The 23,604-nt window shown below is 60.8% G+C and carries 23 protein-coding genes; 12 read left to right on the forward strand and 11 right to left on the reverse strand.

Annotated elements, in window-relative coordinates:
• Positions 1 to 148: 148 nt before the first annotated feature.
• Positions 149 to 658: an invasion associated locus B family protein gene (locus Q666_RS40935; RefSeq protein WP_023002837.1), complete on the reverse strand. Its 510-nt coding sequence runs from the start codon at positions 656 to 658 to the stop codon at positions 149 to 151.
• Positions 659 to 911: 253 nt separating this feature from the next.
• On the opposite strand from Q666_RS40935, the gene Q666_RS40940 reads away from it, so the two are divergent.
• The gene (locus tag Q666_RS40940) at positions 912 to 1,484 is read left to right on the forward strand and encodes a sigma-70 family RNA polymerase sigma factor (protein WP_035907892.1); all 573 of its coding nucleotides are present in this window, start codon (positions 912 to 914) and stop codon (positions 1,482 to 1,484) included.
• A 61-nt stretch (positions 1,485 to 1,545) separates the two neighbouring features.
• Here the strand turns inward: Q666_RS40940 and Q666_RS40945 are convergent, their stop codons facing one another.
• Positions 1,546 to 2,091 carry an RNA methyltransferase gene (locus tag Q666_RS40945; RefSeq protein WP_031270178.1) on the reverse strand — a complete coding sequence of 182 codons (546 nt, stop codon included), beginning with the start codon at positions 2,089 to 2,091 and terminating at the stop codon, positions 1,546 to 1,548.
• A 164-nt stretch (positions 2,092 to 2,255) separates the two neighbouring features.
• Between Q666_RS40945 and Q666_RS40950 the strand changes: the two genes are divergently transcribed.
• A complete protein-coding gene (locus tag Q666_RS40950) occupies positions 2,256 to 3,230 on the forward strand; it encodes an NADPH:quinone oxidoreductase family protein (protein WP_023002840.1) in 975 nt (324 codons plus the stop codon).
• 222 nt (positions 3,231 to 3,452) lie between these two features.
• Here the strand turns inward: Q666_RS40950 and xth are convergent, their stop codons facing one another.
• Positions 3,453 to 4,262 (reverse strand): exodeoxyribonuclease III, encoded by an 810-nt coding sequence (gene xth / locus Q666_RS40955; RefSeq protein WP_023002841.1) that lies wholly within the window; start codon positions 4,260 to 4,262, stop codon positions 3,453 to 3,455.
• 70 nt (positions 4,263 to 4,332) lie between these two features.
• A complete protein-coding gene (locus Q666_RS40960; RefSeq protein ID WP_035907893.1) occupies positions 4,333 to 5,526 on the reverse strand; it encodes a cation:proton antiporter in 1,194 nt (397 codons plus the stop codon).
• Positions 5,527 to 5,679: 153 nt separating this feature from the next.
• On the opposite strand from Q666_RS40960, the gene Q666_RS40965 reads away from it, so the two are divergent.
• The gene (locus Q666_RS40965) at positions 5,680 to 6,444 is read left to right on the forward strand and encodes a GH25 family lysozyme (RefSeq protein WP_023002843.1); all 765 of its coding nucleotides are present in this window, start codon (positions 5,680 to 5,682) and stop codon (positions 6,442 to 6,444) included.
• A gap of 21 nt (positions 6,445 to 6,465) precedes the next feature.
• On the opposite strand, the gene Q666_RS40970 is transcribed toward Q666_RS40965, so the two are convergent.
• A complete protein-coding gene (locus tag Q666_RS40970) occupies positions 6,466 to 6,957 on the reverse strand; it encodes a hypothetical protein (protein WP_208993985.1) in 492 nt (163 codons plus the stop codon).
• A 200-nt stretch (positions 6,958 to 7,157) separates the two neighbouring features.
• Between Q666_RS40970 and Q666_RS64730 the strand changes: the two genes are divergently transcribed.
• Positions 7,158 to 7,724: an SH3 domain-containing protein gene (locus tag Q666_RS64730; protein WP_023002845.1), complete on the forward strand. Its 567-nt coding sequence runs from the start codon at positions 7,158 to 7,160 to the stop codon at positions 7,722 to 7,724.
• A 10-nt stretch (positions 7,725 to 7,734) separates the two neighbouring features.
• Here the strand turns inward: Q666_RS64730 and Q666_RS40975 are convergent, their stop codons facing one another.
• Positions 7,735 to 8,271: a CAP domain-containing protein gene (locus Q666_RS40975; RefSeq protein WP_306355459.1), complete on the reverse strand. Its 537-nt coding sequence runs from the start codon at positions 8,269 to 8,271 to the stop codon at positions 7,735 to 7,737.
• Positions 8,272 to 8,551: 280 nt separating this feature from the next.
• Between Q666_RS40975 and Q666_RS40980 the strand changes: the two genes are divergently transcribed.
• A complete protein-coding gene (locus tag Q666_RS40980; protein WP_023002847.1) occupies positions 8,552 to 9,226 on the forward strand; it encodes a class I SAM-dependent methyltransferase in 675 nt (224 codons plus the stop codon).
• A 138-nt stretch (positions 9,227 to 9,364) separates the two neighbouring features.
• On the opposite strand, the gene ccrA is transcribed toward Q666_RS40980, so the two are convergent.
• Positions 9,365 to 10,660, reverse strand: a complete 1,296-nt coding sequence (gene ccrA, locus Q666_RS40985) for a crotonyl-CoA carboxylase/reductase (protein ID WP_023002848.1) — start codon at positions 10,658 to 10,660, stop codon at positions 9,365 to 9,367.
• Between the two features lie 285 nt (positions 10,661 to 10,945).
• Between ccrA and Q666_RS40990 the strand changes: the two genes are divergently transcribed.
• From Q666_RS40990 to Q666_RS41010, 5 genes are all read left to right on the forward strand, one after another.
• On the forward strand, positions 10,946 to 12,943 hold the full coding sequence (locus Q666_RS40990; protein WP_031270187.1) for a protein meaA: 1,998 nt from the start codon (positions 10,946 to 10,948) through the stop codon (positions 12,941 to 12,943).
• A 200-nt stretch (positions 12,944 to 13,143) separates the two neighbouring features.
• Complete coding sequence (locus tag Q666_RS40995; protein WP_031270188.1) at positions 13,144 to 14,901, forward strand: diguanylate cyclase; 1,758 nt, start codon at positions 13,144 to 13,146, stop codon at positions 14,899 to 14,901.
• Between the two features lie 119 nt (positions 14,902 to 15,020).
• On the forward strand, positions 15,021 to 15,398 hold the full coding sequence (locus tag Q666_RS41000) for a hypothetical protein (protein WP_023002851.1): 378 nt from the start codon (positions 15,021 to 15,023) through the stop codon (positions 15,396 to 15,398).
• Between the two features lie 206 nt (positions 15,399 to 15,604).
• A complete protein-coding gene (locus Q666_RS41005) occupies positions 15,605 to 16,264 on the forward strand; it encodes a carbonic anhydrase (RefSeq protein ID WP_023002852.1) in 660 nt (219 codons plus the stop codon).
• Positions 16,265 to 16,286: 22 nt separating this feature from the next.
• Complete coding sequence (locus tag Q666_RS41010) at positions 16,287 to 16,790, forward strand: DinB family protein (protein ID WP_023002853.1); 504 nt, start codon at positions 16,287 to 16,289, stop codon at positions 16,788 to 16,790.
• Positions 16,791 to 16,803: 13 nt separating this feature from the next.
• Here the strand turns inward: Q666_RS41010 and Q666_RS41015 are convergent, their stop codons facing one another.
• From Q666_RS41015 to mtnK, 4 genes are read right to left on the reverse strand one after another with little or no spacing between them, the layout of a single operon-like run.
• Positions 16,804 to 17,472: a class II aldolase/adducin family protein gene (locus tag Q666_RS41015; protein WP_023002854.1), complete on the reverse strand. Its 669-nt coding sequence runs from the start codon at positions 17,470 to 17,472 to the stop codon at positions 16,804 to 16,806.
• Positions 17,465 to 18,484 carry a sugar-binding transcriptional regulator gene (locus Q666_RS41020; RefSeq protein ID WP_023002855.1) on the reverse strand — a complete coding sequence of 340 codons (1,020 nt, stop codon included), beginning with the start codon at positions 18,482 to 18,484 and terminating at the stop codon, positions 17,465 to 17,467. Before Q666_RS41020 ends, Q666_RS41015 begins: the two co-directional genes overlap by 8 nt.
• Entirely contained in the window at positions 18,481 to 19,590 is a 1,110-nt protein-coding gene (mtnA, locus tag Q666_RS41025; protein ID WP_023002856.1) for an S-methyl-5-thioribose-1-phosphate isomerase, read from the reverse strand. Before mtnA ends, Q666_RS41020 begins: the two co-directional genes overlap by 4 nt.
• Positions 19,587 to 20,849 carry an S-methyl-5-thioribose kinase gene (gene mtnK, locus Q666_RS41030; protein ID WP_023002857.1) on the reverse strand — a complete coding sequence of 421 codons (1,263 nt, stop codon included), beginning with the start codon at positions 20,847 to 20,849 and terminating at the stop codon, positions 19,587 to 19,589. The genes mtnA and mtnK overlap by 4 nt, the downstream gene beginning before the upstream one ends.
• Positions 20,850 to 20,987: 138 nt before the next feature.
• On the opposite strand from mtnK, the gene Q666_RS41035 reads away from it, so the two are divergent.
• Both Q666_RS41035 and Q666_RS41040 read left to right on the forward strand, forming a co-directional pair.
• Positions 20,988 to 22,526 (forward strand): sugar ABC transporter ATP-binding protein, encoded by a 1,539-nt coding sequence (locus Q666_RS41035; protein WP_031270191.1) that lies wholly within the window; start codon positions 20,988 to 20,990, stop codon positions 22,524 to 22,526.
• On the forward strand, positions 22,523 to 23,551 hold the full coding sequence (locus tag Q666_RS41040) for an ABC transporter permease (protein ID WP_023002859.1): 1,029 nt from the start codon (positions 22,523 to 22,525) through the stop codon (positions 23,549 to 23,551). Before Q666_RS41035 ends, Q666_RS41040 begins: the two co-directional genes overlap by 4 nt.
• Positions 23,552 to 23,604: the final 53 nt, after the last annotated feature.

Consider the following 23,604-nt stretch of genomic DNA (forward strand, 5'->3'; position numbering starts at 1 on the left):
AGAGCTGTTTTTACGCAACGACAACGACCCGGATAGGCCGTTCGGCCCGTCCAGGGTGACGTCGAGACTGAAAGGAAACCACCGGCCGACTTCGGCTTTTCGCCCTGCGGATGCAGGGGAAAGCCGGAGAAGCTGCTGCCTGAACGCGTTAGCGGCAGGCAGCGTTGGAGTCGTCGATCGCGGCTGTGACGCCGGACAGCGAGAACTTGTAGGTGGTGCGGGTGCCGCGGCTGGATTCGCCGGTCACCGTCATTTCCCGGCCTGCCCTCATGGCAGAAACGAGTTGCGCTTCGGTTGCAGCATTTTCGACCCAGGCACCGTCATTGTTGGTGAAGAGCGTGAAGCCCTTGCCGTCAATGTCTACGCTGACCGAGGATTTGTCCTTGAAAGGATAACCGACCAGCAGGCTCGGCTCGGACGAGACGCCTTCTGCCGGGCGGGTGGTCACGAAAAAGAATACGTCCCCGTGATTTCGATCTCCCGGAAGCAACGTCGTCGGTTTGGTAAGCGCGTAGCAAACCTTGCCGCCGCCACTGGTCAGCGCATAAGCCGCCCAGTCCTTGTGCTGCTTCAGAAGTGTCGGGGTTTGTGCGAAAGCCGCTGCACTCGAAACGGCAAGACCTGCTATGGCCAGAACCAGCGATTTTGCTTTCATCATCTCCACACCGTTGGATTTGAGTTTCCGTCAAATTTAGTTCAACTGCCGTCTGACATATAAACCTTGCTTTAATGATAACTTAAAGCGGGTTACGAAAGGGTTGAAGCCCGACAATTGTATTTTCTGTTTTTCGGTGCGTGCACCAACCTAATCGCTTTGCGGTTAAACGCGGCAACAGTGTGGCAGACCTGCTTGACCCCCCTTTCGAATTATGCCGAACCTGATAAAGAAGATGGATCGGCAGGGGGATTGATTGTCTTTGACGCAGGTGCAGTATTTTTCCGATCTCATTGTCAAAGTGGCGGAAGACCGGGACAAGGCGGCTTTCATCGAGCTGTTCGATCACTTTGCGCCGCGCCTGAAGGGCTACCTGATGAAGCAGGGCGCCGATGAGGCCCTTGCCGAAGAAGTCGCCCAGGACGTCATGATGACGCTGTGGCGCAAGGCCGATCTGTTCGATCCGAAAAAATCCAATGCCAGCACCTGGCTGTTCCGGGTTGCCCGGAACCGGCGTATCGACAGGATCCGCCGCCAGAAGTCTGCCGCGCTCGATCCCGAAGATCCGTCCCTGCACCCGACGCCGCTGCCGGACATTGCCGAAGAGATGGATGCGAAGCTGCGGGAAAAACGCGTGCGTGCTGCTTTGTCGCAGTTGCCTGAAGAGCAGCGGAATGTGGTTCGGCTGGCTTTTTTCGCAGGACAGTCGCACAGCGAGATCGCCGAACACACGGGTCTGCCGCTTGGCACGGTCAAATCCCGTATCCGGCTTGCTTTCGGACGTTTGCGCCAGCTTCTGGAAACCGACACGTCCGTGGATGTGGACTAATTGGGGCCCCGGGCAAGAGACGCCCAAAATTCTGGCGGCCTGAAGTTCAGGCACAACTCATTCAGGTTCCCGGCACTTTCCGTCCCGTGCGCATCACGGGACCGCCGCTGACATGTTTCGGACGTTCGATCCTGGGAGCGCCGGCCGTGGTGGAGCGGTCCGCGTAGCGACCCAGCGCCCTGTGACGGTCGTACATGACGATCGCGCCGGCCATGGCGACATTGATGCAGAACTTTGTCGGGATCTTTACCACGTGGTCGCAGCGCGCCAGCATCTGCGGTGAAAGCGAGCCTCTTTCAGGACCAAGAACGTAGGCCGCTTGAAGGGGATGTCCGAAGCTCGGCAGCTCGATCGATTCGTCCGTGAGCTCGATGCCGACAAGCTGGCAACCTCTGGGCAGGTCCATCGTGTCTACGCTGTCCCAGGTGAAGACAGGCAGGTGGCCGGGGCTCTTGGAGGTGTCGGAGGGGGGCGCCTTGCGCAGCTTCTGGTCGGCATCCACCGTGAAGAAGAAGTTGGCGCCGAAGGCATGGGCAGAGCGCATCAAGGTGCCCAGGTTCATCCGTTTCGAGAGGCCTTCGGCCCCGATTGCAAAATATCCGCGCATCAGTTTGTCCGTTTTCGATTTGGCTGCCTCATAGCCGACTTTCGCCATGGCCGAAAGTTTTCAGCTTATCCGGAAAGCCAATTCCCGCCTCGGACAGGGCTTGCTAACGTCTCACCCGGCGCAGCGCGAGCGGCGCTTTGCCCGTAGAATTTCATGAGGATGCCGTGAAAGCCTGTCTCTGCAAAACCTTCGGTCCGCCTTCCAGCCTGGTTGTCGAGGAGATTGCCGATCCGGTTGCCGGGCCGGGGGAGGTCGTGGTGCGGGTGAAGGCCTGTGCGCTCAATTTCTTCGATACGCTGATCATCAGGGGCAAGTACCAGTACAAGCCGGAAATGCCGTTTTCGCCGAGTGCCGAATTCGCCGGTGTGGTCGACCAGGTGGGCTCCGGCGTCGAAGGGGTTTCGCCCGGCGACAGGGTCATGGGCTACATGCGCTGGGGGGCGGCGCGGGAAAAAGTGGTGGTCGCAGCAGGCGATCTTGTCTCGCTGCCGGACGATATTTCCTTTGAAGTCGCGGCAGGTTTGACCGTGACCTACGGCACCACGCTGCATGCCTATCGCGACCGGGCCGGGTTGAAACCCGGCGAGACTGTTGCCGTTCTGGGCGCATCGGGCGGTGTCGGCCAGGCTGCAGTGGAAATTGCCGCGATCATGGGAGCAAAGGTGATTGCCTGCGCCTCATCTGAGGAAAAGCTCGCTTTTGCCCGCTCGCTCGGCGCTGACATGACGGTCGATTATTCGGTTGAGCCGCTCAAGGAAACCCTGAAGGAGCTGACCGGTGGAAAGGGTGTGGATGTGGTCTACGACCCGGTTGGCGGAGAGCTGTCGGAACAGGCCATCCGGGCAACGGCCTGGGAGGGGCGGTTCCTGGTGATCGGGTTTGCCGCGGGCGACATTCCGAAAATTCCGCTGAATATCGTGATGCTGAAAGGCTGCGACATTCGCGGTGTCTTCTGGGGCGCCGCACTCGACCGGGATCCGGAAGGCCATCGCCGCAACATGAAGGAACTTTTGTCCTGGGTGTCTGAAGGCAAGCTGAAGCCGCACATCCACGGCGTTTACAAGTTGGCAGAAACGGCAACCGCGCTTGAGGAAATCGCTGCGCGCCGGGTGCAGGGCAAGGTGATTGTGACGCCTTGAGGCCTGCGTTGCGCCTGATTGATGGCGCGGGGCCTTTCCAGGTTTAGGCAGTTCAGGTGCTATTTTTCGGGTAAGTGGCCCATCCTTCGAGACGGATCTTGCGGTCCTCCTCAGGATGAGGCTCTGGTTTTGGCAAATCCGGGAACATGCAACAAGGATGACCTCATCCTGAGGAAGCGCAAAGCGCTGTCTCGAAGGATGGGCCGCTTGCTCAGACTGACCTCAGATCGCGAATTCGGCGATCACCGGGGCGTGGTCGGACGGCTTTTCCCAGCCGCGTGCGTCGCGCAGGACCGTGGTGCCCTTCACATACGGGGCGAGCGGCTGAGACACCCAGACGTGGTCAAGACGGCGGCCCTTGTCGGCGGCAGACCAGTCCTTGGCGCGGTAGCTCCACCAAGTGTAGAGCTTTTCATCCAGCGGCGTGAACTGGCGCATGGCGTCCAGCCAGCCGCCTGCCTCGCGCACCTGCTCGAACAGTTCCGTTTCGACCGGGGTATGTGAGACCACCTTCAGGAGCTTCTTGTGGGACCAGACGTCGTGCTCGTAAGGCGCGACGTTGAGGTCGCCGACCAGAATGGCGGGTTTCGAGGTTTCCTCGCCTTTCAGCCATCCCAGCATCTCTGCCATGAAGTCGAGCTTGTGGCCGAATTTCGGGTTGATCGTGCGATCCGGCTCGTCACCACCTGCCGGTACATAGAAATTGTGCAGCCGGATGCTGGAGCCGTTGAAAGGCACGTCCGCGGCCACGTGACGGCTGTCACCCACCTGGCAGAAGTCGCGTTTCTCGATGTTGCTCAGCGGCAGCTTGGAAAGCGTTGCGACGCCGTGGTAGCCCTTCTGGCCGTGGATGGCCATGTGTTCGTATCCCGCCTTGCGGAAGGCGTTTTCCGGGAAATTGGCGTCCGGGCACTTGGTTTCCTGCAGGCAGATCACGTCCGGTGCGACTTCCTCGATCAACTGTTCCACAATCGGCATGCGCAGGCGCACGGAATTTATGTTCCAGGTGACGAGTTTGATCCGGTCTGTCATGGGAAGTTTGCCAAGGCTTGTTGCGGGAATAGCCAAGTCATACGGATTCGGCCACCGAGTGCAAACGAATTCAGGTCTCGGGATCGTCTTCCCCGGCCTTGCCGGTTTCGCCGACCCGTTTCAGGGCGAGTTGAGTAGCCGCGGGGCCGAGCAGTTCGAAGACGATGGTTGATCCGATGGCGACGGTCAGAATTTCGTCCCGGTACTGCGGCAGCACTTCGGCAGCGACCAGGGCCATGCCAAGCGCGACGCCCGCCTGGGGCAGAAGCGAGAGGCCGAAGAGATAGCTTCGGTCGGTTCCGGCCCCGCCGCTGAGCTTGCCGCCCAGCCAGCCTCCAGCCAGACGCCCGGCGAGCCGCAGCAGAACATATGCCGCGCCAAGGAGACCAAGCTTCAAAAGCAGGTCCGGCTGCAGCGCTGCGCCGGCCAGCACGAAAAAGAAGATCATGAACGGCCATTCGATATGTTCGATCTCATAGAACGGCCGGGTATGGTGACGCCCGGTGTTGACCACCATGGCCCCGCAGGCAATGCCGGCAAGCAGGAACGAGAGGTCGAGCCAGATGGCCAGACCCGCCGTCAGGAACACGATGCCAAGCGCCTCGGCAAGGGTCGGGTCGCCGGGTTGGAGGCGGCCTGACAGGTAGCCTGCCGGGAGGCCGACAATCGCGCCAAGCAGGAGCGATCCGGCAATTTCCCAAACCGCATGAAGCAGGGCGCCCGAGCCGTCGCCGCCCATGAGCGCCTGTGCTCCCATGAGACAGAACGCAAAGACCAGAATGCCCCAGATATCGTCCAGCGCAACGATGCCGGACAGGATGGTTGTGAAGGGCCCCTTTGCGCGGTACTGGCGGATGACATCGCTGGTGGCTGCCGGGTCGGTGGCGGTGGCCAGGGCTGCCAGAATCAGTGCCAGTTCCAGCGGAAAGCCGAGAAGGGCGAGACCTGCAAAGACGACGATCGCGGTAGAGGCGACCGCTGAAGCCGAAACGACCGTTACAGCCTTGCCGCTGTTTTGCAGATGGACCCTGGAGAGTTTGCCGCCCAGGACGAAGGCGACCATCGACAGGGCCAGAACGGCGAGGGTTTCATAAAGCTGGGTCAGGTTTTCAGGCAGAAGATCCAGAAAGGCGGGGCCGGCGGCCAGTCCGCACAGGATCAGCAGCGTCACGCGGGGCATCTGCGTCCTGTGGCCGATTTCGTCGGCCAGCATGCCGAGCAGCAGCAGGGCGCCAATGGCGATCAGGGTGGTCGCGATTTCCATGCTCATACATTGAGGGAAAGAGACCAGACGTCTTTGATCCGCCGCAATCCCGCCCTATTCGATTGCCCGCACGATAACAGATACGTGTTTATGCGGAGAAATCGTGATTTCGTCTACGCTCCGTTAGGAAATCCCGCGCATTTTGTGCGGTGAGTGAAAGCCTTTCTTAACCCTGCCGAGGACGCTGTGCTGGCAATCGTAAAATCGTTTTGTTCCATTTTCGGGTTCATCTTTTTAAGCTCGTGCGCGGCTTACGACTTTCCGGATCCAACGCCAGAAGACTACGCGGTACACGGCATCGACGTGTCCCGATGGCAGGGCGATATCGATTGGGCGGCCGCAAAACAGGGCGGTGTGGCTTTTGCCTGGATCAAGGCGACCGAAGGCGGCGACCACGTCGACCCGCGCTTTGTCGAGAACTGGGTGGCAGCGCGCCAGGCGGGAATGCCACGCGGGGCCTATCACTTCTATTATTTCTGCCGTCCGGTTGAAGAACAGATTTCGTGGGTGAAGGAAATCGTTCCCGTCGACCCGCAAGCCCTGCCGCTTGTTCTCGACATGGAATGGAATGCGCATTCCAAGACCTGCAGGGAACGGCCGGAACGACCGCAGATCCTGCGGGACATGAAGATCTTCCTCGACGAAATGGAAAAGCACTACGGCAAGCGCCCGGTGATCTATTCCTCGGTCGATTTTCACCGAGACAGGCTGGTCGGTGCGCTCAAGAACGAGCAATTCTGGCTGCGCTCGGTCGCCAGCTTCCCGAACAACATCTATGAGCAGCGCGACGACTGGGTGTTCTGGCAGTATACGGCCGAGGGGCGGGTGCCGGGCGTCAAAGGCGACGTCGACCGGAATGCGTTCTTCGGAACCAAGTCCCAGTACCGCGACTGGCTGAACGGCAAGCTGAGGCGCTGACCGTTCCCAGGGCCAATACCGCTAGCGCACCTTGATCTGGTGTGTGACGTCTTTGCCGTTGCTGACTGTGATCTGGGTGAAGCCGATCATCTTGCAAAGATCGAGAAAGTTCAGGTCCTGCGGCTGGTTTGACCGCGCGAAGAGTTCCGTCGTGCGGGCCATCGAGGTCAGCGAGGCAAGCAGGGCCCGCAGCCTGAACAGCGTGTCATAGCGCCCGTCGCCGGTTGCCACCACAATCAGTTTTTCCAGTTCTGTGCCCTTGGCGAACAGGTGATATCCTGGCGGATACCCCAGTTTTGCGTTCTGGGATGCAAGGCCGCTGACGAAGGCTGCCCGCGACCGCTTGCCCGTGTCAGGTGCAAGGCCCAGTTCTGAGACATAAACCTCCTGGGTCTGCACCTCCGGGTAATAATAGCCCGCATGCGCATCGAAGGCCGACACCGGTGCAATGGATGCAGCAAACCAGAGCGCCGCCAGCGCCATGGCAGACGCAACAGATTGAATTCGTTTCACTTCACAAAGCCCCCCGGCTGTTCGTGCGCCTATCAAGCCCGAAATGCAGGCCGAACGCAAATCGGACGCAAGCTGGGCGCAAGCTGGGGCGGGCAGCATTTGGCGTGAGAAGGAATAGAGACGCCTGCAGCGCTATACTTTTGCCATGATGCTAGCCGCTTCTTGAAAGCGTCAGGGCGCAGAACTTTGGAGTTTTGAACATGTTGATCCGCTTTTCGCTGGCATTTGCCGCGATCGTGATGATGGTGCTGCCAGCAAGCGCACAATCACGGCCGGCTATTGCCTTCACGACGGCCAATCTCAACATGCGCGCCGGACCGGGAACCAATTATCCCGTGATGGCCACCGTGCCGCGCGGGGGCGGGGTAACCATTTTCGGGTGTACGGCCGACTTCGGCTGGTGCGATGCCGCCTTCACCAATGTGAAGGGATGGGTTTCCGGCCAATATCTCAGCTATGGCGGTGAAGGCATCTATTATGGTCGGCCGATCCCCAGCGCGGGCATCAACCTGGGTGTGCAGCGCTACTACCGGGATTACCCGATCTATGCTGAGGCGCCTGCGCCTGCCTATCGCGGCGGGCCAGTCTACAAGGGCGATCCTCCCTATGATCCGCCGCCGGTTGAACCGGGCCCAGTCTATGCACCGGAACCGCTTTACGAAGCACCGCCTGTCGTGGTCGCGCCGCCGCAGCCGATCATTATCCGGCCCTATTGGGATTCATTTCCCGGCTATCCGCAAAGGTATTTCGAGCCGCGTATCTATTGACGCGGGCTGTTTACCGGGCCGGTTTCGGTCCGGCCATGACCAGCGACCAGAATACCTTGTGCTTGGCATTGGGCGCGTAAGCCGTCGCGATGCCAAGCCGGGTGGCGTCTTTCGTCAGCAACACCTGGTTATGTTTCGGGCTTTCCCGCCAGCCTGAAAAAGCTTCGGCAAAGGTCCTGTATCCGGCGCTGACGTTTTCGGCGGCAGCCGTCTTCGGCTCGCCGATGGAGGCCATGCGGGTTGCCAGCTGCTGGTTCGGGGCGAGCGATGCCTGAACGTTTCCGGCCGCGGCCATTGCGTCGGCCTGGGATTTTGCAATGGACGTCAGCTGCGGATCGGCAATCACGGGCGAAAGTCCGTTGTTGATCCGGTATTGCGAGATCATCTGAGCGGCCGTCGCAGCATCCACCACACCGTCGACACGCGCCATGTCCTCGTAGAAGGGCGGTGTCTGCATGCGGTCGCCCATGCAGGCGGCAACCGAGAGCAGCAGCGCTCCGGCGAGGGCGAGTTTCAGGGATCGATGGACCATCGGATTGTCAGCCACGCTGTTGAAGCTCCCGCTCAGGATCAATGAGATTTAGTGAGGCACATGATTCGCCTCACTTTGGAAGGTGATGGGACGACAGTTGAGCAGAATTGCGGCGCAAGGCTCCTGAAACCGGTGCACAAGCCTATCAGCTGGGGTGCGCGCGCAACGGGTTGGAAAAAATGGAACAGGTTTCTTGAATGGCAATTTTCAAGTTACATATAAAGTAACATGATGGTGCCGAACGTCTTGGTATGGATCGGAGCACCAGGCCACGCATTGCTTGAGGACCTTTTCCATGTCCCTGTTTTCCGGAGCCGCATCAACCGCCGGATATGCGGAAAGAACGGCGAGGCTCGTTCCCGGGCTTGCAGACATGCACAAGATGACCGGCCTGCTGCTGGCGGAGCGGGCGCCATCGGACGGAACAATCCTGGTGCTTGGTGCCGGTGGCGGTGTTGAACTGAAGGCCTTTGCCCGCATGCAGCCGGACTGGCGTTTCCTTGGTGTCGACCCGTCCGCAGACATGCTGGAAAAGGCGCAAGAGCACCTTGGTCCCCTCGGGGCAAGAGTGAGCCTTCTGGAGGGATACATCCAGGATGCCCCCGAGAGACAATTTGATGGCGCCGCTTGCCTGCTGACGCTTCATTTTCTGGATCGGGAGGAGAGGTTGAAGACGCTTTCCGGACTGCGGCAACGGTTGAAGCCTGGAGCGGCCTTCGTTTCGGTTCATCACAGCTTTCCGACCGACCGTGCGGGCAAGGACAGGTGGCTGGCAAGATATGCCGCGTTTTCCACCCTATCCGGCACTTCCCGCTCGCTTACCGAAAACGGCATGGCTGCGATGAAGGAGCGATTGCCGGTGCTGACGCCCGAACAGGATGCGGATCTGTTGAGGCAGGCCGGATTTGTCGACGTCGAGACCTTCTACACGGCCTTCACCTTCAGAGGCTGGGTCGCCACCGCCGGGTAATCAAAAAGAAAAGACCAGCCCGTGAGACACGGGCTGGTCAGGCTGCATGAGGCTAACGGGGCTTGAGGCCCCCAGCCTTTCAGGGAGCTTGTTGAGCCCGCCGCCTGCAGGTGGTTGCCCTGAAGGCGACGTGCCGGATCAGCGGGTGGAGGCTTCCAGAACGTCCTCATAGGTCCGAAGACCGGTGGTCGGCGCGCAGACCAGGACGGACATGTTGCCCGGTGCGTGCTGGTTCTTCCACATCTTGGTATGGGCCTTCGGGATCTGATCCCAGGGGAAGACCTCGGACATGTAAGGGTCGATGCGCCGTTCGATCATCAGCTTGTTGGCGGCCGAGGCCTGCTTCAGATGGGCGAAGTGTGACCCTTGAAGGCGCTTCTGGTGCATCCACATGTAGCGGACGTCGAAGGTGCAGTTGAAGCCTGACGTGCCTGCGCAAATGACGACCATGCCGCCCTTCTTGCAGACCAGGGTGGAGACCGGGAAGGTTGCCTCGCCCGGGTGTTCGAAGACGATATCGACGTTGTTGCCCTTGCCGGTGATGTCCCAGATCGCCTTGCCGAACTTGCGCGCTTCCGCGAACCATTCCGCATATTCGGGCGAGCCGACCGTCGGCAATTGTCCCCAGCACTTGAAGTCCTTGCGGTTGATCACACCCTTGGCACCGAGATCCAGCACGAACTGGCGCTTGTCCTCGTCAGAGATGACGCCAATGGCATTGGCACCTGCTGCCGTAATCAACTGGATGGCGTAGGAGCCAAGGCCACCCGAGGCGCCCCAGACAAGCACGTTCTGGCCTGGCTTCAGCTCATGCGGGTGATGGCCGAACAGCATGCGATAGGCGGTTGCGAGCGTCAGCGTGTAGCAGGCGCTTTCTTCCCAGGTCAGGTGGCGCGGCCGGGGCATAAGCTGCTGGGCCTGCACGCGGGTGAACTGCGAGAACGACCCGTCCGGTGTCTCGTAGCCCCAGATCCGCTGGGAGGTGGAGAACATCGGGTCGCCGCCGTTGCACTCCTCGTCGTCGCCATCATCCTGGTTACAATGAACCACGACCTCGTCGCCCACTTTCCAGCGCTTGACCTTGTCACCAACGGCCCAGACGATGCCCGAGGCATCGGAGCCGGCAATGTGGTAGGCGGCGCCGTGACCGTCGAACGGGCTGATCGGCTGGCCGAGGCCTGCCCAGATGCCGTTGTAGTTGACGCCGGCGGCCATCACCAGAACCAGAACCTCGTGGCTGTCGAGTTCCCAGGTCGGCACGACTTCCAGTTTCATGGCGTCTTCCGGCGGTCCGTGGCGTTCACGGCGGATGGTCCAGGCATACATGTTTTTGGGAACGTGTCCGAGCGGCGGGATCTCTCCGATTTCATAAAGATCTTTCACCGGCGCGCCCTCTCGCGTTTGGTTGTCATTGGCTTCCGCGGTCGCTGTCATTCTCCCCTCCCAGGGCTTCTTTTGGGCCTCAGAATTTCGCATTTGCACAAGTCGTAATCGGGCAAATACCCAATTTTGCGCAACTATTGTTCAAAAACGATCACCGTTCTATACGACTATTGCTTAACTTGCGTTTTGATGCCAACCATATTTTGCATTGCACATTGGGGTTTCGCAGTCGCGTAAACTCCGGCACACTGCTGACTGTTCGGGAGAAACAGGCTGACGCGGTGCTGCCAAATCAAGAAAAAACAGGCAGCAGAACGCCTTAGGAGGATGAGTGGCATGAGTGCATCGGGTGAGAGCCGGCCGGAGAAAGATCGTCCGTGGATTTTCCGGACCTACGCGGGCCACTCGACGGCGGCCGAATCGAACAAGCTCTACCGTGGCAATCTTGCCAAGGGTCAGACCGGCCTGTCCGTTGCGTTCGATCTGCCGACTCAGACCGGCTACGATCCGGATGACGCCCTGGCGCGCGGCGAAGTGGGCAAGGTCGGTGTTCCGGTGGCACATCTCGGCGACATGCGCACCCTGTTCCAGGACATACCGCTGGAGCGGATGAACACCTCCATGACGATCAACGCGACCGCACCCTGGCTGCTGTCGCTCTATATAGCGGCTGCCGACGAACAGGGCGCCGATCGCAAACTGCTGTCGGGCACGACCCAGAACGACATCATCAAGGAATATCTGTCCCGGGGTACCTATGTGTTTCCGCCGGCGCCATCGCTCAGGCTGACGACCGATGTCATCGCCTGGACCTATTCCAACATGCCCAAATGGAACCCGATGAACGTCTGCTCCTATCATTTGCAGGAAGCAGGCGCGACACCGGTTCAGGAGCTGTCCTTCGCGCTGGCAACGGCGGTGGCCATTCTGGATTCCATCAAGGCGAGCGGTGCCATTCCCGAGGACGATTTCCCAAAGGCTGTCGGCCGGATTTCCTTCTTCGTCAATGCGGGCATGCGGTTCATTACCGAGATGTGCAAGATGCGCGCCTTCACCGAATTGTGGGACGAGATCTGCCTGGAGCGCTATGGCGTTGAGGACGAGCGCTATCGCCGCTTCCGCTATGGGGTTCAGGTGAACAGCCTCGGGCTGACCGAGCCGCAGCCGGAAAACAACGTCTACCGTATCCTCATCGAGATGCTGGCAGTGGTCTTGTCCAAGAATGCGCGCGCCCGCGCTGTGCAGTTGCCGGCATGGAACGAAGCGCTGGGCCTGCCGCGACCGTTCGACCAGCAGTGGTCGCTGCGAATGCAGCAGATCGTCGCCTATGAGACCGACCTTCTGGACTATGCGGACATTTTTGACGGCTCGGCCGAAATTACCCGCAAGGTGGAAGAGCTGAAGGCGCAAGCCCGCGAGGAACTTGCCCGGATCGATGCCATGGGTGGTGCGGTCGCCGCGGTCGATAGCAGCTACATGAAGCGCCAGCTTGTGGAAGCCAATTCCGCACGCCTTGCCGCGATCGAAGGCGGCGACCAGGTGGTGGTCGGCGTCAACCGCTGGACGGACAGCGAGCCTTCACCTCTGGCCGCCGGGGAAGACGGCGGCATTCTCACCGTTTCCGAGCATGTCGAGGAAGAAGCGGTCGAGAAGGTCAAGGCCTGGCGCGATGCACGCGATCAAGCCGCGGTCGAAACCGCGCTGGCGGACCTGAAAGCCGCCGCCCAGGAAGGCCGCAACATCATGGAGCCCTCGATTGCCGCGGCCAAGGCCGGAGCGACCACAGGCGAATGGGGCCGGACACTGCGCGAGGTCTTTGGCGAGTACCGTGCACCGACCGGTGTCGGCCAGGCCGTGCGGGACAATGCCGGCACTTTGGCAGACATCCGCTCGGACGTGGAGGCGGTATCAAAGAAACTTGGCCGCCGGCTGAAGTTCCTGGTCGGCAAACCGGGTCTCGACGGGCATTCGAACGGTGCGGAACAGATTGCCGTCAGGGCGCGCGACTGCGGTATGGAGGTGGTCTATGAGGGAATCCGGTTGACGCCGGCGCAGATCGTCAACGCCGCGGTGGAAGAAGACGTTCACGTGATCGGTCTGTCGATCCTGTCCGGCTCGCACCTGGCCCTGGTGCGTGACGTCATGGACCGCCTGCGGGCAGCCGGCGCGGACGATATCCCGGTCGTGGTTGGCGGGATTATCCCTGACGAAGACGCCGCACAGCTCAAGGCGCAAGGCATTGCGGCAGTCTATACGCCCAAGGATTTCCAGCTCACCGATATCATGGCCGATGTGGTGAAGATTGTCGGCAACCGTGCAGAGCAGGCTGCTTGAACCGGCCTTCGTCGAAAGTGACAATAATGCCGATTGAAGTATTTATTGGCGAAAATTATTCGCTCTTCTAGTCTCGGATAAACTTTCAGTTGCAACTGGCGCAGTCGTGGCTGCGTCGGTTTCGCTGGCGGGTTCAAGATTTATTTATACTTGGCCATTAGTAGTTTCCCTTAGCGCGGGTCTAAGCAGGAAACGATCCGATGATACGTAAGCCAATTTCCAGAATAACTTCAGTCCTCATCGGATTGCGGGACGGGACCAGTCTGCGCCAGCAGATTGCCCTTCTGGCGGCTTCGCTTTGCATCCTTTCGATCGCGGTGGCCGCATTCGGTGCGGCCCTGATTGCACGCGGCGAAGCCATCCGGGAAAACCGGTGGGACCTGACCCTGATTGCACGCAGCATGGCGCAGCGGCTGGACCAGACGATGTTCGACCGTTACCGCGAAGTGCGCAACGTTGCAGACATGGAACTGCTGAAGCCCGTCTGGACCCGCAATCCCGACATCATCCGTGAAACGCTTGACCAGCTGCAGCGCAGCCTGCCGCAATATGCCTGGATCGGCTTTGCATCTGTCGACGGCACGGTCGTGGCGGCAACAAAGGGCATGCTGGAGGGCGCATCCGTCGCCGAGCGGCCCTGGTTCATCAGTGGCCTGAAAGGGCCTGCGGTCGAGGATGTGCATCTTGCCAAGCTGCTTGACCACCTGTTGCGGACAAGCCCCGACGAAGCGCCGTTTCGTTTCGTCGACGTGGCAATGCCGGTAAAAGACGAAAACGGAAAACTGGCGGGCGTACTCGGCGCGCACATGAGCTGGAGCTGGGCGGAAGAAACCCGGCGCGATGTTCTGGAAAACAATCTCGGCAAGGAAGGGCTCGACCTCTTCGTGCTTGCGCGCGACGGCTCGGTGCTTGTCGGGGAAGACGCCGAGGGCACAAGCCTCTCCCGGGAAACTGCTGCCTACGATCCCGGCAATCCCGACATGGTGGTCGCGGAGGTCGAAACCTCGGGCCTTGGCGATTATCCGGGGCTGGGCTGGAAAGTTGCCGTGCAGCAGCCGGTCAGCGTCGTGTCCGCTCGGGTGGCGGCTCTGGTTCGCAATATCTTTCTGATCGGATTTGCGGTTGCCTGTCTTTCCGCGCTGCTGGCATGGCTTGCGTCTCGCACCATCTCGCAGCCGCTTCTCGGCCTGGTCTCAGCACTGGACAGGATCGGGCGTGACGAAAAGGAAACGACAGTTCCGCGCCTGCACGGGTTCCGGGAGCTTTCGCAGGTGTCTGCCTCCGTCAGATCGCTGTTGCGCCGGCTCGGTACGGTGGAAGAAAGCGCCAGGACAGCCCGGGACATGCTGGCGGTTCTGAAGGACGAATACAGCCGCAACATACGGTCCAGTGAGGAACGGAACCGGCAACTGGGAGCCGACATCCGCTCCTTGAGAACGCTGGCGGAACACGATTCCCTGTCGGGCCTCCTGAACCGGCGTGCGTTCCAGCCATTTGCGGAAGATGCCTTTGCGACCTTCCAGCGCCATGACCGGCTGTTCAGCGTGCTGATGATCGATGCGGACCACTTCAAGACCGTCAATGACCAATTCGGGCACCGGGCCGGTGACGACGTCATCCGGGCCATCGGGGATGCCATCGTTGAAGAAATCCGTTCGACCGACAAGGCTGCCCGGTTCGGCGGGGAAGAATTCGTTCTCCTGCTGAGGGAAAACGACGCAAACGGGGCCTGGGTCCTGGCTGAACGCATCAGGTTGAGAATTGCAGCCCTCACCGTGGATGCCGGCGTTGGCAATATCTCCGTCACGGTCAGCATTGGTCTGGCGGAAGTCACGGCTGATGATCGTGATGTCGAAGACACGATCGCCCGGGCGGATCAGGCGCTTTACATCGCCAAATCGTCGGGCCGCAACCGGGTCTGTGTCGACTATCCGACCCCTCGGTCCCAGTCGGCCTGACGCCGTTGCTATTGATGAAACCGAGGGTTAACCTAACGTAAAGTTTTGTTAACCCTTTGTTGAAACAATTGGCGGGTTCCGCCAGAAGGCGGCAATTCTCTGAGGGCCAGGAGGCCGGAATGGCGACGATCGAAAGGCCGCAATCGGCCCAGGTCGTGGCGCATGCGACAGAGTACCCCGCGGACCGTGACGGTGACGGCACTGGTTACGACCGCAGAAAGAAGCGTGACACCGCAGAGCGCCATGAAAATGAAACCGGGATGTCCGAGGACACTCCGGCAGTTCTTGTTGACGATCACCACACCGTAAATCATGTGCTGGATGGCGTTGCCGCCTATCGGGCTGTCGCGTTGCAGGTCATGGAACCGGGCATCGATCACGGGCCGGTTCACCCCTTGCGGGGACCTGTGGACAGGATGCCCGCGGACAACGTCCGTCATGCCTATGAGGATCACGAGGACGGTGAGCCGCCACATGAGGTGAATGTCGCGACCTGACGGGCGAAGTCGTCCAAAAGGTTGAAGTCACTTGGCTCGTTACGTATTAACCCGTATCTATGGCCGGCAGGGGAGATCCCCTATCGTTCGTGCACAGGTGGGCGTCCTTCGGGATGCAGTACCAGGTGCCGCCATTCCGGTTGGCAGGCCTGCCCATATCTGGCGCAGGTGGCTGATCCCGGGTGACAAGAGCTGGAGACTTGAGTTTGACTTTCCCCGCACATCTTCTCGAAGGCTACGGCCGTTACCTCAACAAGGGGTTCGTCAGGTACAAGGAAACCCATGAACGCCTGGCGGTCTATGGTCAGACGCCGGATGTGATGGTGATTTCCTGCTGCGACAGCCGGGTTACGCCGGAAGGCATCTTCAATGTCGGTCCGGGCGAATTGTTCGTGGTGCGCAACGTTGCCAACCTGGTGCCGCCTTACGAGGATACGGAAGGCCAGCACGGCACAAGCGCCGCGATCGAATTCGCGGTCAACGGGCTCAAGGTCAAGCACATTGTGATCATGGGACATGGCCAGTGCGGCGGCGTGAAGGCGTTCCGGGAAAACGCGAATGCGCCGATGGCGACAGGTCAGTTCATCGGCCGGTGGATCAAGCTGCTGGAGCCGGCGGCAATCGCGATGGCCTGCATGCCGGTGGACAAGGCTGACGATCCTCAGCTTGCCATGGAATATGCCGGTATCCGCCAGTCGCTGAAGAACCTTATGACCTTCCCGTTCATCGAGGCGGCCGTTTCGGCGGGGTCACTCAGCCTGCACGGGTCCTGGTTCGACATCGGGTCCGGCGAATTGCGGGTCATGGACGCCGAAACACAGAGATTCTCCACGACAGCCCCGGAAGTTCTCGCCACGGCGGGATAAGCGCTGCAAGGAAAGGGACGTCATGCTCGTCGATCCGGTGCTCTATCGCCGAATGGCCAAATATAACAGCTGGATGACTGAAAAGGTCTATGCGGCAGCGGATCTCATGAGCGATGAAGACCGCAAGGCGGACCGGGGTGCCTTCTTCCGGTCCGTGCATTCCACGCTTAACCACATCCTGTTTGCCGACAGGGCCTGGATGAGCCGCTTTACCGGCCGCAAATACGAAATCAAGGGCATGGGCGTTGATCTCTTCGAGAATTTCGATGAGTTGAAAGCCGCTCATTTCGACATGTGCCTGCAGATTTCCGACTTTGCCGAGTGGCTGACCATCGACTGGCTGGCGGAGGATCTGGAATGGACAAGCGGCCAGGACGGTATTCCCCGGTCCCGGCCGCGCTGGATGCTTGTCACCCACATGTTCAATCACCAGACCCATCATCGCGGCCAGGTGTCGACACTGCTGACACAGGCCGGGCATGACATCGGCGTTACCGATCTGCCGTTCATGCCCGATCTGGTGTGACGGGGAAGTCTGTTCAGACTTCCGTCTTCATTCCATAGTTCTTCACCGCGCCAAGCACCGCGTCGATCTCGGATTTCGAGAGAATGTGCGGCGAGCCGATCGTCCGGCTGAGGATATAGGCCTTGGCCAGGACTTCCAGTTCCTCAAGACGCCAGAGGCCCTTTTCAAGGGTCTCGCCGACAACCACGGCACCGTGGTTGGCCATCAGGCAGCCTTGCCGGTCTTTCATGACGTCTGTCACTTCCCGCGCAAGTTCGTCGCTGCCGAAAAGGGCGTAGCCCGCCAGAGGAACCGTGTCACCACCGAAGAGCGCGATCATGTAATGGCAGGAGGGGATCTCCATCCGGTTGATCGCCAGCGCGGTGCAGTGGACCGGGTGGGCGTGCACGACTGCGTGCATGTCCGGCTTTGCCCGCAGCAGCGCAAGGTGGAACTGCCATTCGGTTGAAGGCGGCAGGGGCCCTTCGAAAGCGCTGTCGCCGTCCAGCGAGATGGAGGCCAGCATCTCCGGGGTCATGCGGTCATAGGGCACGCCGGAGGGCGTGATGATCATCCGGTCGCCTGCGCGCGCGGAAATATTGCCCGATGTGCCCTGGTTGATACCGCGGCTGTTCATCTCCTTGCAGGAATCGATGATGGCCTGGCGAAGTTCGGGAGTGTCCTGATAAGGCGTCTTAAGCATTGTTTTCCGTCAGATTGAGCATTTCCGTCGCCGTTTCCGAGCAGGTGGCGATGTGGGTGGCGTAGCCGCCGCGCAGGGCGGCCAGCATCGGTCTGGCACGGTCCGGGCCGGAGCCGACCAGCAGGCCCATGTCCTTGCCGCGCATCTGGTCCAGCGTCACGGCAATCATCCGGTCCTCGATTTCCCGGTTGAGACCGTTGCCGTCGTGGTCGATCAGGCGGCCGCAGATCACGCCGATGGCACCACGTTTCGCACATGGGTCAACGTCGGCGGGGTCAAGCAGGCCGGTATGGACGACGTGGCTGTCTGCGGTGCAGGTGCCGCAGGCGAAGATGGTCTTGTTGCAGTCGGCCACTGCATCAAGCTGCATGCGGATCACCGGCTCCCGCTTCAGTTCTTCCACCAGCGCCCGGTTGGACAAGAGCAGCGGTACATGAAGGTTGACGCAGTGCGCGCCATAGCGGCGGGCGAGCGTTGCCGAGCAGGTTTCCGCGGCAAAGCCGAGAGCTGCAGGGCGCGAGCCGACCAGCTGAACCACGGTAAGGTCCGGAACCGTCACCCGCGGCGCGGCCTCCGCCACCCGGTAGACCGTTTCGCCCCAGGCAACGCCAAGCCGGTCGCCCGGTTCCAGCAGACCTGGCAGCCAGTCGGCAACGACCCGGGTGACCCGGTCAAGGGACTGGTCGGCTCCGGCGGGGGATGTCGGAACGACGATGGCGTCCTGCAGACCGAACCGGTCGACGAGACGGCGCGCCAGGTCGTGATCGCGGAAGATGTCCGTGTCCAGTGTGATGCGGACATAGTCGCGTTTTCGCGCTTCGGACAGATAGTTGACGACCGTCGCCCGCGAAATGCCGAGGCGTTCGGCGATCTCGTTCTGGTTCATGCCTTCCTGGTAGTAGCACCAGGTGACCTCGATGATGGCATCGTCCTGGCTGCGCGCCCTGGTGGCCGCAGAGGGTGCCGCGGCCTTGGTGCCGGTTGGCCGGGAACTGGTCGGGCCAGGGCTCATGCGCTCTTGGCGATCCTGCTGAGATCCGGGAAGAGAGCGGCAAGGCCTTCGGCGCTGGCCTCGCAGACACCGCGTTCGGTAATCAGGCCGGTGACGAGGTGGTTCGGCGTGACATCGAAGGCAGGATTGCCGCCGGGCGTGCCAACCGGTGTCACCTGCACGACGCCGATCTTGCCGTCGTCCGTCAGGCCCTGGATGTGCGTGACTTCGCGTTCCTGGCGTTCCTCGATCGGAATTTCGGCAACGCCGTCATCTACCGTCCAGTCGATGGTCGGCGAAGGCAGGGCAACGTAGAACGGCACGTTGTTGGCCTTGGCGGCGAGTGCCTTCAGATAGGTGCCGATCTTGTTGCAGACGTCGCCGCGGCGCGTGGTGCGGTCGGTTCCGACGATGACCATGTCGACAAGGCCGTGCTGCATCAGGTGGCCGCCGGCATTGTCGGTGATGTAGGTGTGCGGAATGCCGTGGCTGCCCAGTTCCCAGGAGGTGAGGGCACCCTGGTTGCGCGGGCGGGTTTCATCCACCCAGACATGGATCGGAATGCCGGCGTCATGGGCCTGGTACATCGGGCTTGTCGCCGTGCCCCAGTCCACGGTCGCAATCCAGCCGGCGTTGCAATGGGTCAGGATGCGGACAGGCTCTCCGTCCTTCTTGCCGGCTGCGATCTTGCGGATGATCTCAAGACCATTCTGGCCGATGCTGTGGTTGATGCCGACATCTTCGTCGGAAATCTCGTGCGCGAGCTTCAGCGCTGCGGCGGGACGGTCGGCTTCCGGCAGCGGGAGCAGGTGCGCACGGCAGCGGTTAAGCGCCCAACGCAGGTTGATGGCCGTCGGCCGGGTCTTGTCGAGAAACTCCCAGGCCGTGTCCAGATGCGCATTGGACGGGTCGATCTTTGCGGCCAGTGCCATGCCGTAGGCAGCGGTTGCACCAATGAGCGGCGCGCCGCGCACGCGCATCTCAACGATGGCGTCGGCGAAGTCCTGAAGTGTGTCGACCTGCTGGATGCGGAATTCGTGCGGCAGCCAGCGCTGGTCGATGATCTGCAGGGCAGCCTTGTCGTCATCCCACCAGAGCGAGCGGTAATGAGTGTCGTTGACCTTCATGGGATGTCCTTCTTGTTGAATTGGCGCGCAAGCTTCACGAGCGCATCGGTCGAGCCGTAACTTTCTGGCGACAGGATGAGGTCGGCCCCCATCAGCAGGTTGCGCGTTTCCAGACGGCGCTTCAGCTGCTTGTCCTCGATTTCCTCGAAGTCGGCATTGTGGGCGAGCGACAGGGTGCGGCGGTGCATCTCGATGCCACAATAGCCCATGGCTTCGTTGCGGATCTCCTGCAGGAGGCCCGCACATGCGAAGTCCGATGCCTGCCCCTGATCCTCGAACAGGGAAGCCGGGTAAAGCATGCCGGTGCGCTCGGTGTTCCAGAGGCGGGTGAACTCGGCCTCGAAGGATGAGAAGGTTTCGGCGATGACCGACAGAACCCATTCCTGGAAATCGTCGAGAGTTTCCGCGCTGCGATGAGCCGGCTGGCTGAAATAGGCCATCAGGAAGTTGGCCGTCAGCATGCCGATATCGAAGCCGAGCGGGCCGTATTGCACGAATTCGGGATCGATGACGCGGCTGTCGCTGTCCGTGGACATGATGGAGCCGCTGTGCAGGTCGCCGTGCACCATGGTTTCGGTGTTGGAGGCAAATTTCATCAGGAACCGCTGCACCTTTGCCTTCAGTTCGGCATTGGTGCGCAGGTCTGCCACAACGGGGTCGAGACCTTCCGTGTGGTGGTTCATTTCAGCAGCATAATAAGGATCGGTGAAAACCAGCGCTTCGGTGATTGCGGGGATTTCCACGTTGCCGGCGAACAGTCTGACATCGGCCTTCTTGTCCGCGCTCTTCATGGACAGTTCCGAGCCGCGGAACGCGGTGCGGGCGCAGAAGGTGCCAAGGAAAGCACCAAGTCCGGCAACCTTTTCACCATCGATCAGCTTGCGCCGCAAGATCTTGTGCGGCGAGAGGAATTCCATGACGATCAGCGCCTGGTCCTCATCGAAGTGGTAGACCTCCGGTACCGCGCCCGGATCACGGGCGGCCTGTCGCACAAGCGCATGGTTCTCGTAAAGCGCGCGATAAAGCGGCAGCGGCCAGCTGTCGCCGACCAGGCGCACATACGGCAGCGCCTGCTTGACGATGATCGTGCCTTTGGGGCCCTCGACAATGAAGACGAGGTTCAGGTTGCCGTCGCCAACTTCGCGAACGGTCCAGTCAGACGGGTCTGCTCCGATCCTGTCCGCAACGGCGGAAATGCCGGAAAGTCTTTCGCCGAGCGTTTCCGGCGTGAGGGGCCGATAGAGGTCTGGCGTGTCCATCTTGGGTCTTGTTCCTCCCTATTTTGCCCCGATAATGGTCAAGATTATTCAAAAGTCAACACAGTTGACAAATGCCTATTTAGCGTGTTGTAACGATGAGAAGCGGGGGAGGAACTCGCAAAAATATCGGGAGGAAAGGTGCCAGACGTCACCTGTAAATTGAGCGGCTTGGAAAAGTCCTTCGGGCGCAACCACGTGCTTCGGGGGATCGATCTGGAGCTGCGCGCCGGCGAAGTCACGGCGCTGATGGGAGCCAACGGTGCCGGCAAGTCGACGCTGGTGAAGGTCCTGTGCGGCTATCATTTTGCCGATGCCGGCGAGATCGAGCTGGCCGGTGCCCCCTTCAAGCCGCTTGATGCGGCCGATGCCATCTCAAAGGGTGTCGTGACCGTTCACCAGTCCATTGATGATGGTGTCATTCCGGATCTCGATGTTGCCACCAACCTGACGCTGGACCTCCTGACCGAACCGGGTGCCGATTTCTTCGTCAACGACAGGAAACTTCGCCGGCAGGCCCGCAAGGTTGCCGAAAGCATGGGTCTGACGATGGACGTGCGCACCCGTGTTGCGGATCTGGAGGTTGCCGACCGCCAGATGATCGCGATCGCACGTGCCATGGCCCGCGCGCCGAAGTTGCTCATTCTGGACGAGCCGACCTCATCACTGTCCGCTTCCGAAGCCGACCGCCTGTTCGCGCTGATTGACCGGCTGCGCGCGGAAGGTGTCGCCATTCTTTATATTTCCCACCGCATGTCGGACATCCGCCGCGTGGCCGACCGGATCGTTTCCATGCGAGACGGGGCGATTTCCGGCCTGTTCGAGACAGAGCCTCTGGACTATGTCGGTGCGGTCAACGCCATGCTTGGCCACCAGATGACCGAGGTCGATATCGATCCGGTTGCCGGCGGCGATCCGATCCTGGAAGTCGATGGTGTGCGCCTACACGAAAATGGCCCACAGATCGATCTGACTGCTCGCGAAGGCGAAGTGGTTGCCCTGACGGGTCTGCTCGGCAGCGGCACCACGGAACTGGCGGAAGTGCTGTTTGGACTTGCGAAACCGGCCGGCGGCACCTTGCGCCTGGACGGCAAGGCCTACACTCCGAAGAGTGCGGAAGACGCCGTCGCCAAGGGTGTGTTCATGTCACCCAAGGACCGCAGCGTGAACGCCGTGGTACCGGATTTCGACATTGCCAACAACATGACACTGCCTTTCCTGGGGGCATTCAGCCGGTTCTCTTTCCTGAGCGAACGCGGACAGCGGCGGGCTGCTGACGACATGATCGGCAAGATCGGGATCGTCTGTCAGGGCAACGGCGACGGCATCAACACCCTGTCGGGTGGCAATCAGCAGAAGGTCATGATCGGCCGCTGGCTGTTGCAGGCAAGCCGCGTGCTGTTGCTGGACGAACCTTTCCAGGGGGTCGACATCGGCGCCCGGCGGGACATCGGTCACTACATCCGGCAGACCGCAAAAGGGCGCACGACGCTCGTCTTCGTGGCGGAAATCGACGAGGCCCTGGAAATCGCCGACCGCATCGTTGTCATGCACGAGGCCGCCATCGTCGGTGAATACATCAACAAGAACGTCGACCTGAACCGTCTGGTCGCGGATGTCTCCGGGCCCGCAGGCGGGCAGGGGCAGAGCGAGCCAGCAACGCAGGCAATGGCAGGATGAATACCGGAACAATGAACAAGAACCCGCTCGAACTTGCCATCCGCTACGGCTTCCTCGTCCTACTCGGCGGACTGGCCCTTTTCTTCAGCCTCTATGCCAGCGGCTTTGCCAGCCCGCGTTCGGCAGTCTTCATCCTGCAGTCGGTGGCCATTACCGGCATTCTCGCGCTCGGTGTCACCTGTACGCTGGTGGTGGGCGGGTTCGACCTGTCCATCGGCTCGGTCGCAACCTCGGCGCTGATGCTGTCCGCCTATTCCATGGTGGTGCTGGAGCAATCCGCCTTTGTCGCGGTTGCACTCTGCCTGGTGATGGGTGCGGTCGTCGGGCTGATCAACGGGTTCCTGATCGTGAAGATGCGGGTGCCGGACCTTTTGGCGACGCTCGGCATGATGTTCCTTCTCATCGGTTTGCAGCGCATTCCGACCCAGGGCAATTCGATTGCGACCGGGATGAGCCTGGGCGAGGGCGTCGTTGCGGAGGGAACGTTCTCCGCGGCCTTCCTGTGGCTCGGCCGGCATCGGTTCGACCTGTTCCTGGACCGGTTGCTGCCGGTGCCGGTGGTGGTGTTCCTTTTGATCGCGCTGCTGATCTGGCTGTTTCTGGGGTACACCCGGCATGGCCGCCTGATGTATGCCATCGGCTCCAACGAACGGGCTGCCGAACTGGTCGGCACAAACGTGCAGCGCTACAAGATCGTGGCCTACATGATTTCCGGCATGCTGGCATCGGTTGGCGGCATTCTGCTGGCTGCCCGCCTTGGCCGCGGTGACATCGCCTCCGGCAACAACCTTCTGCTCGACAGCGTGGCCGCAGCCCTCATCGGCTTCGCGGTACTGGGCGCTGCCCGCCCGAACGCCTTCGGCACGGCGGCAGGGGCACTGTTCGTCGGCATTCTTCTTCAGGGGCTGACGATGATGAACGCTCCTTACTACATGCAGGATTTCGTCAAGGGGGCCGTGTTGGTCGCCGCCCTTGTCTTCACATTCTACCTGTCCTCGCGACGTGGGGGCCGGAGAACAGCGTGACGCCCTGAATGGCGCCGTTTCCATTGGGAGGAAAACAAATGCTGAGACGTGAA

This window comes from Labrenzia sp. C1B70 (assembly GCF_000475395.1).
Classification (GTDB): Bacteria; Pseudomonadota; Alphaproteobacteria; order Rhizobiales; family Stappiaceae; genus Roseibium; species Roseibium algicola.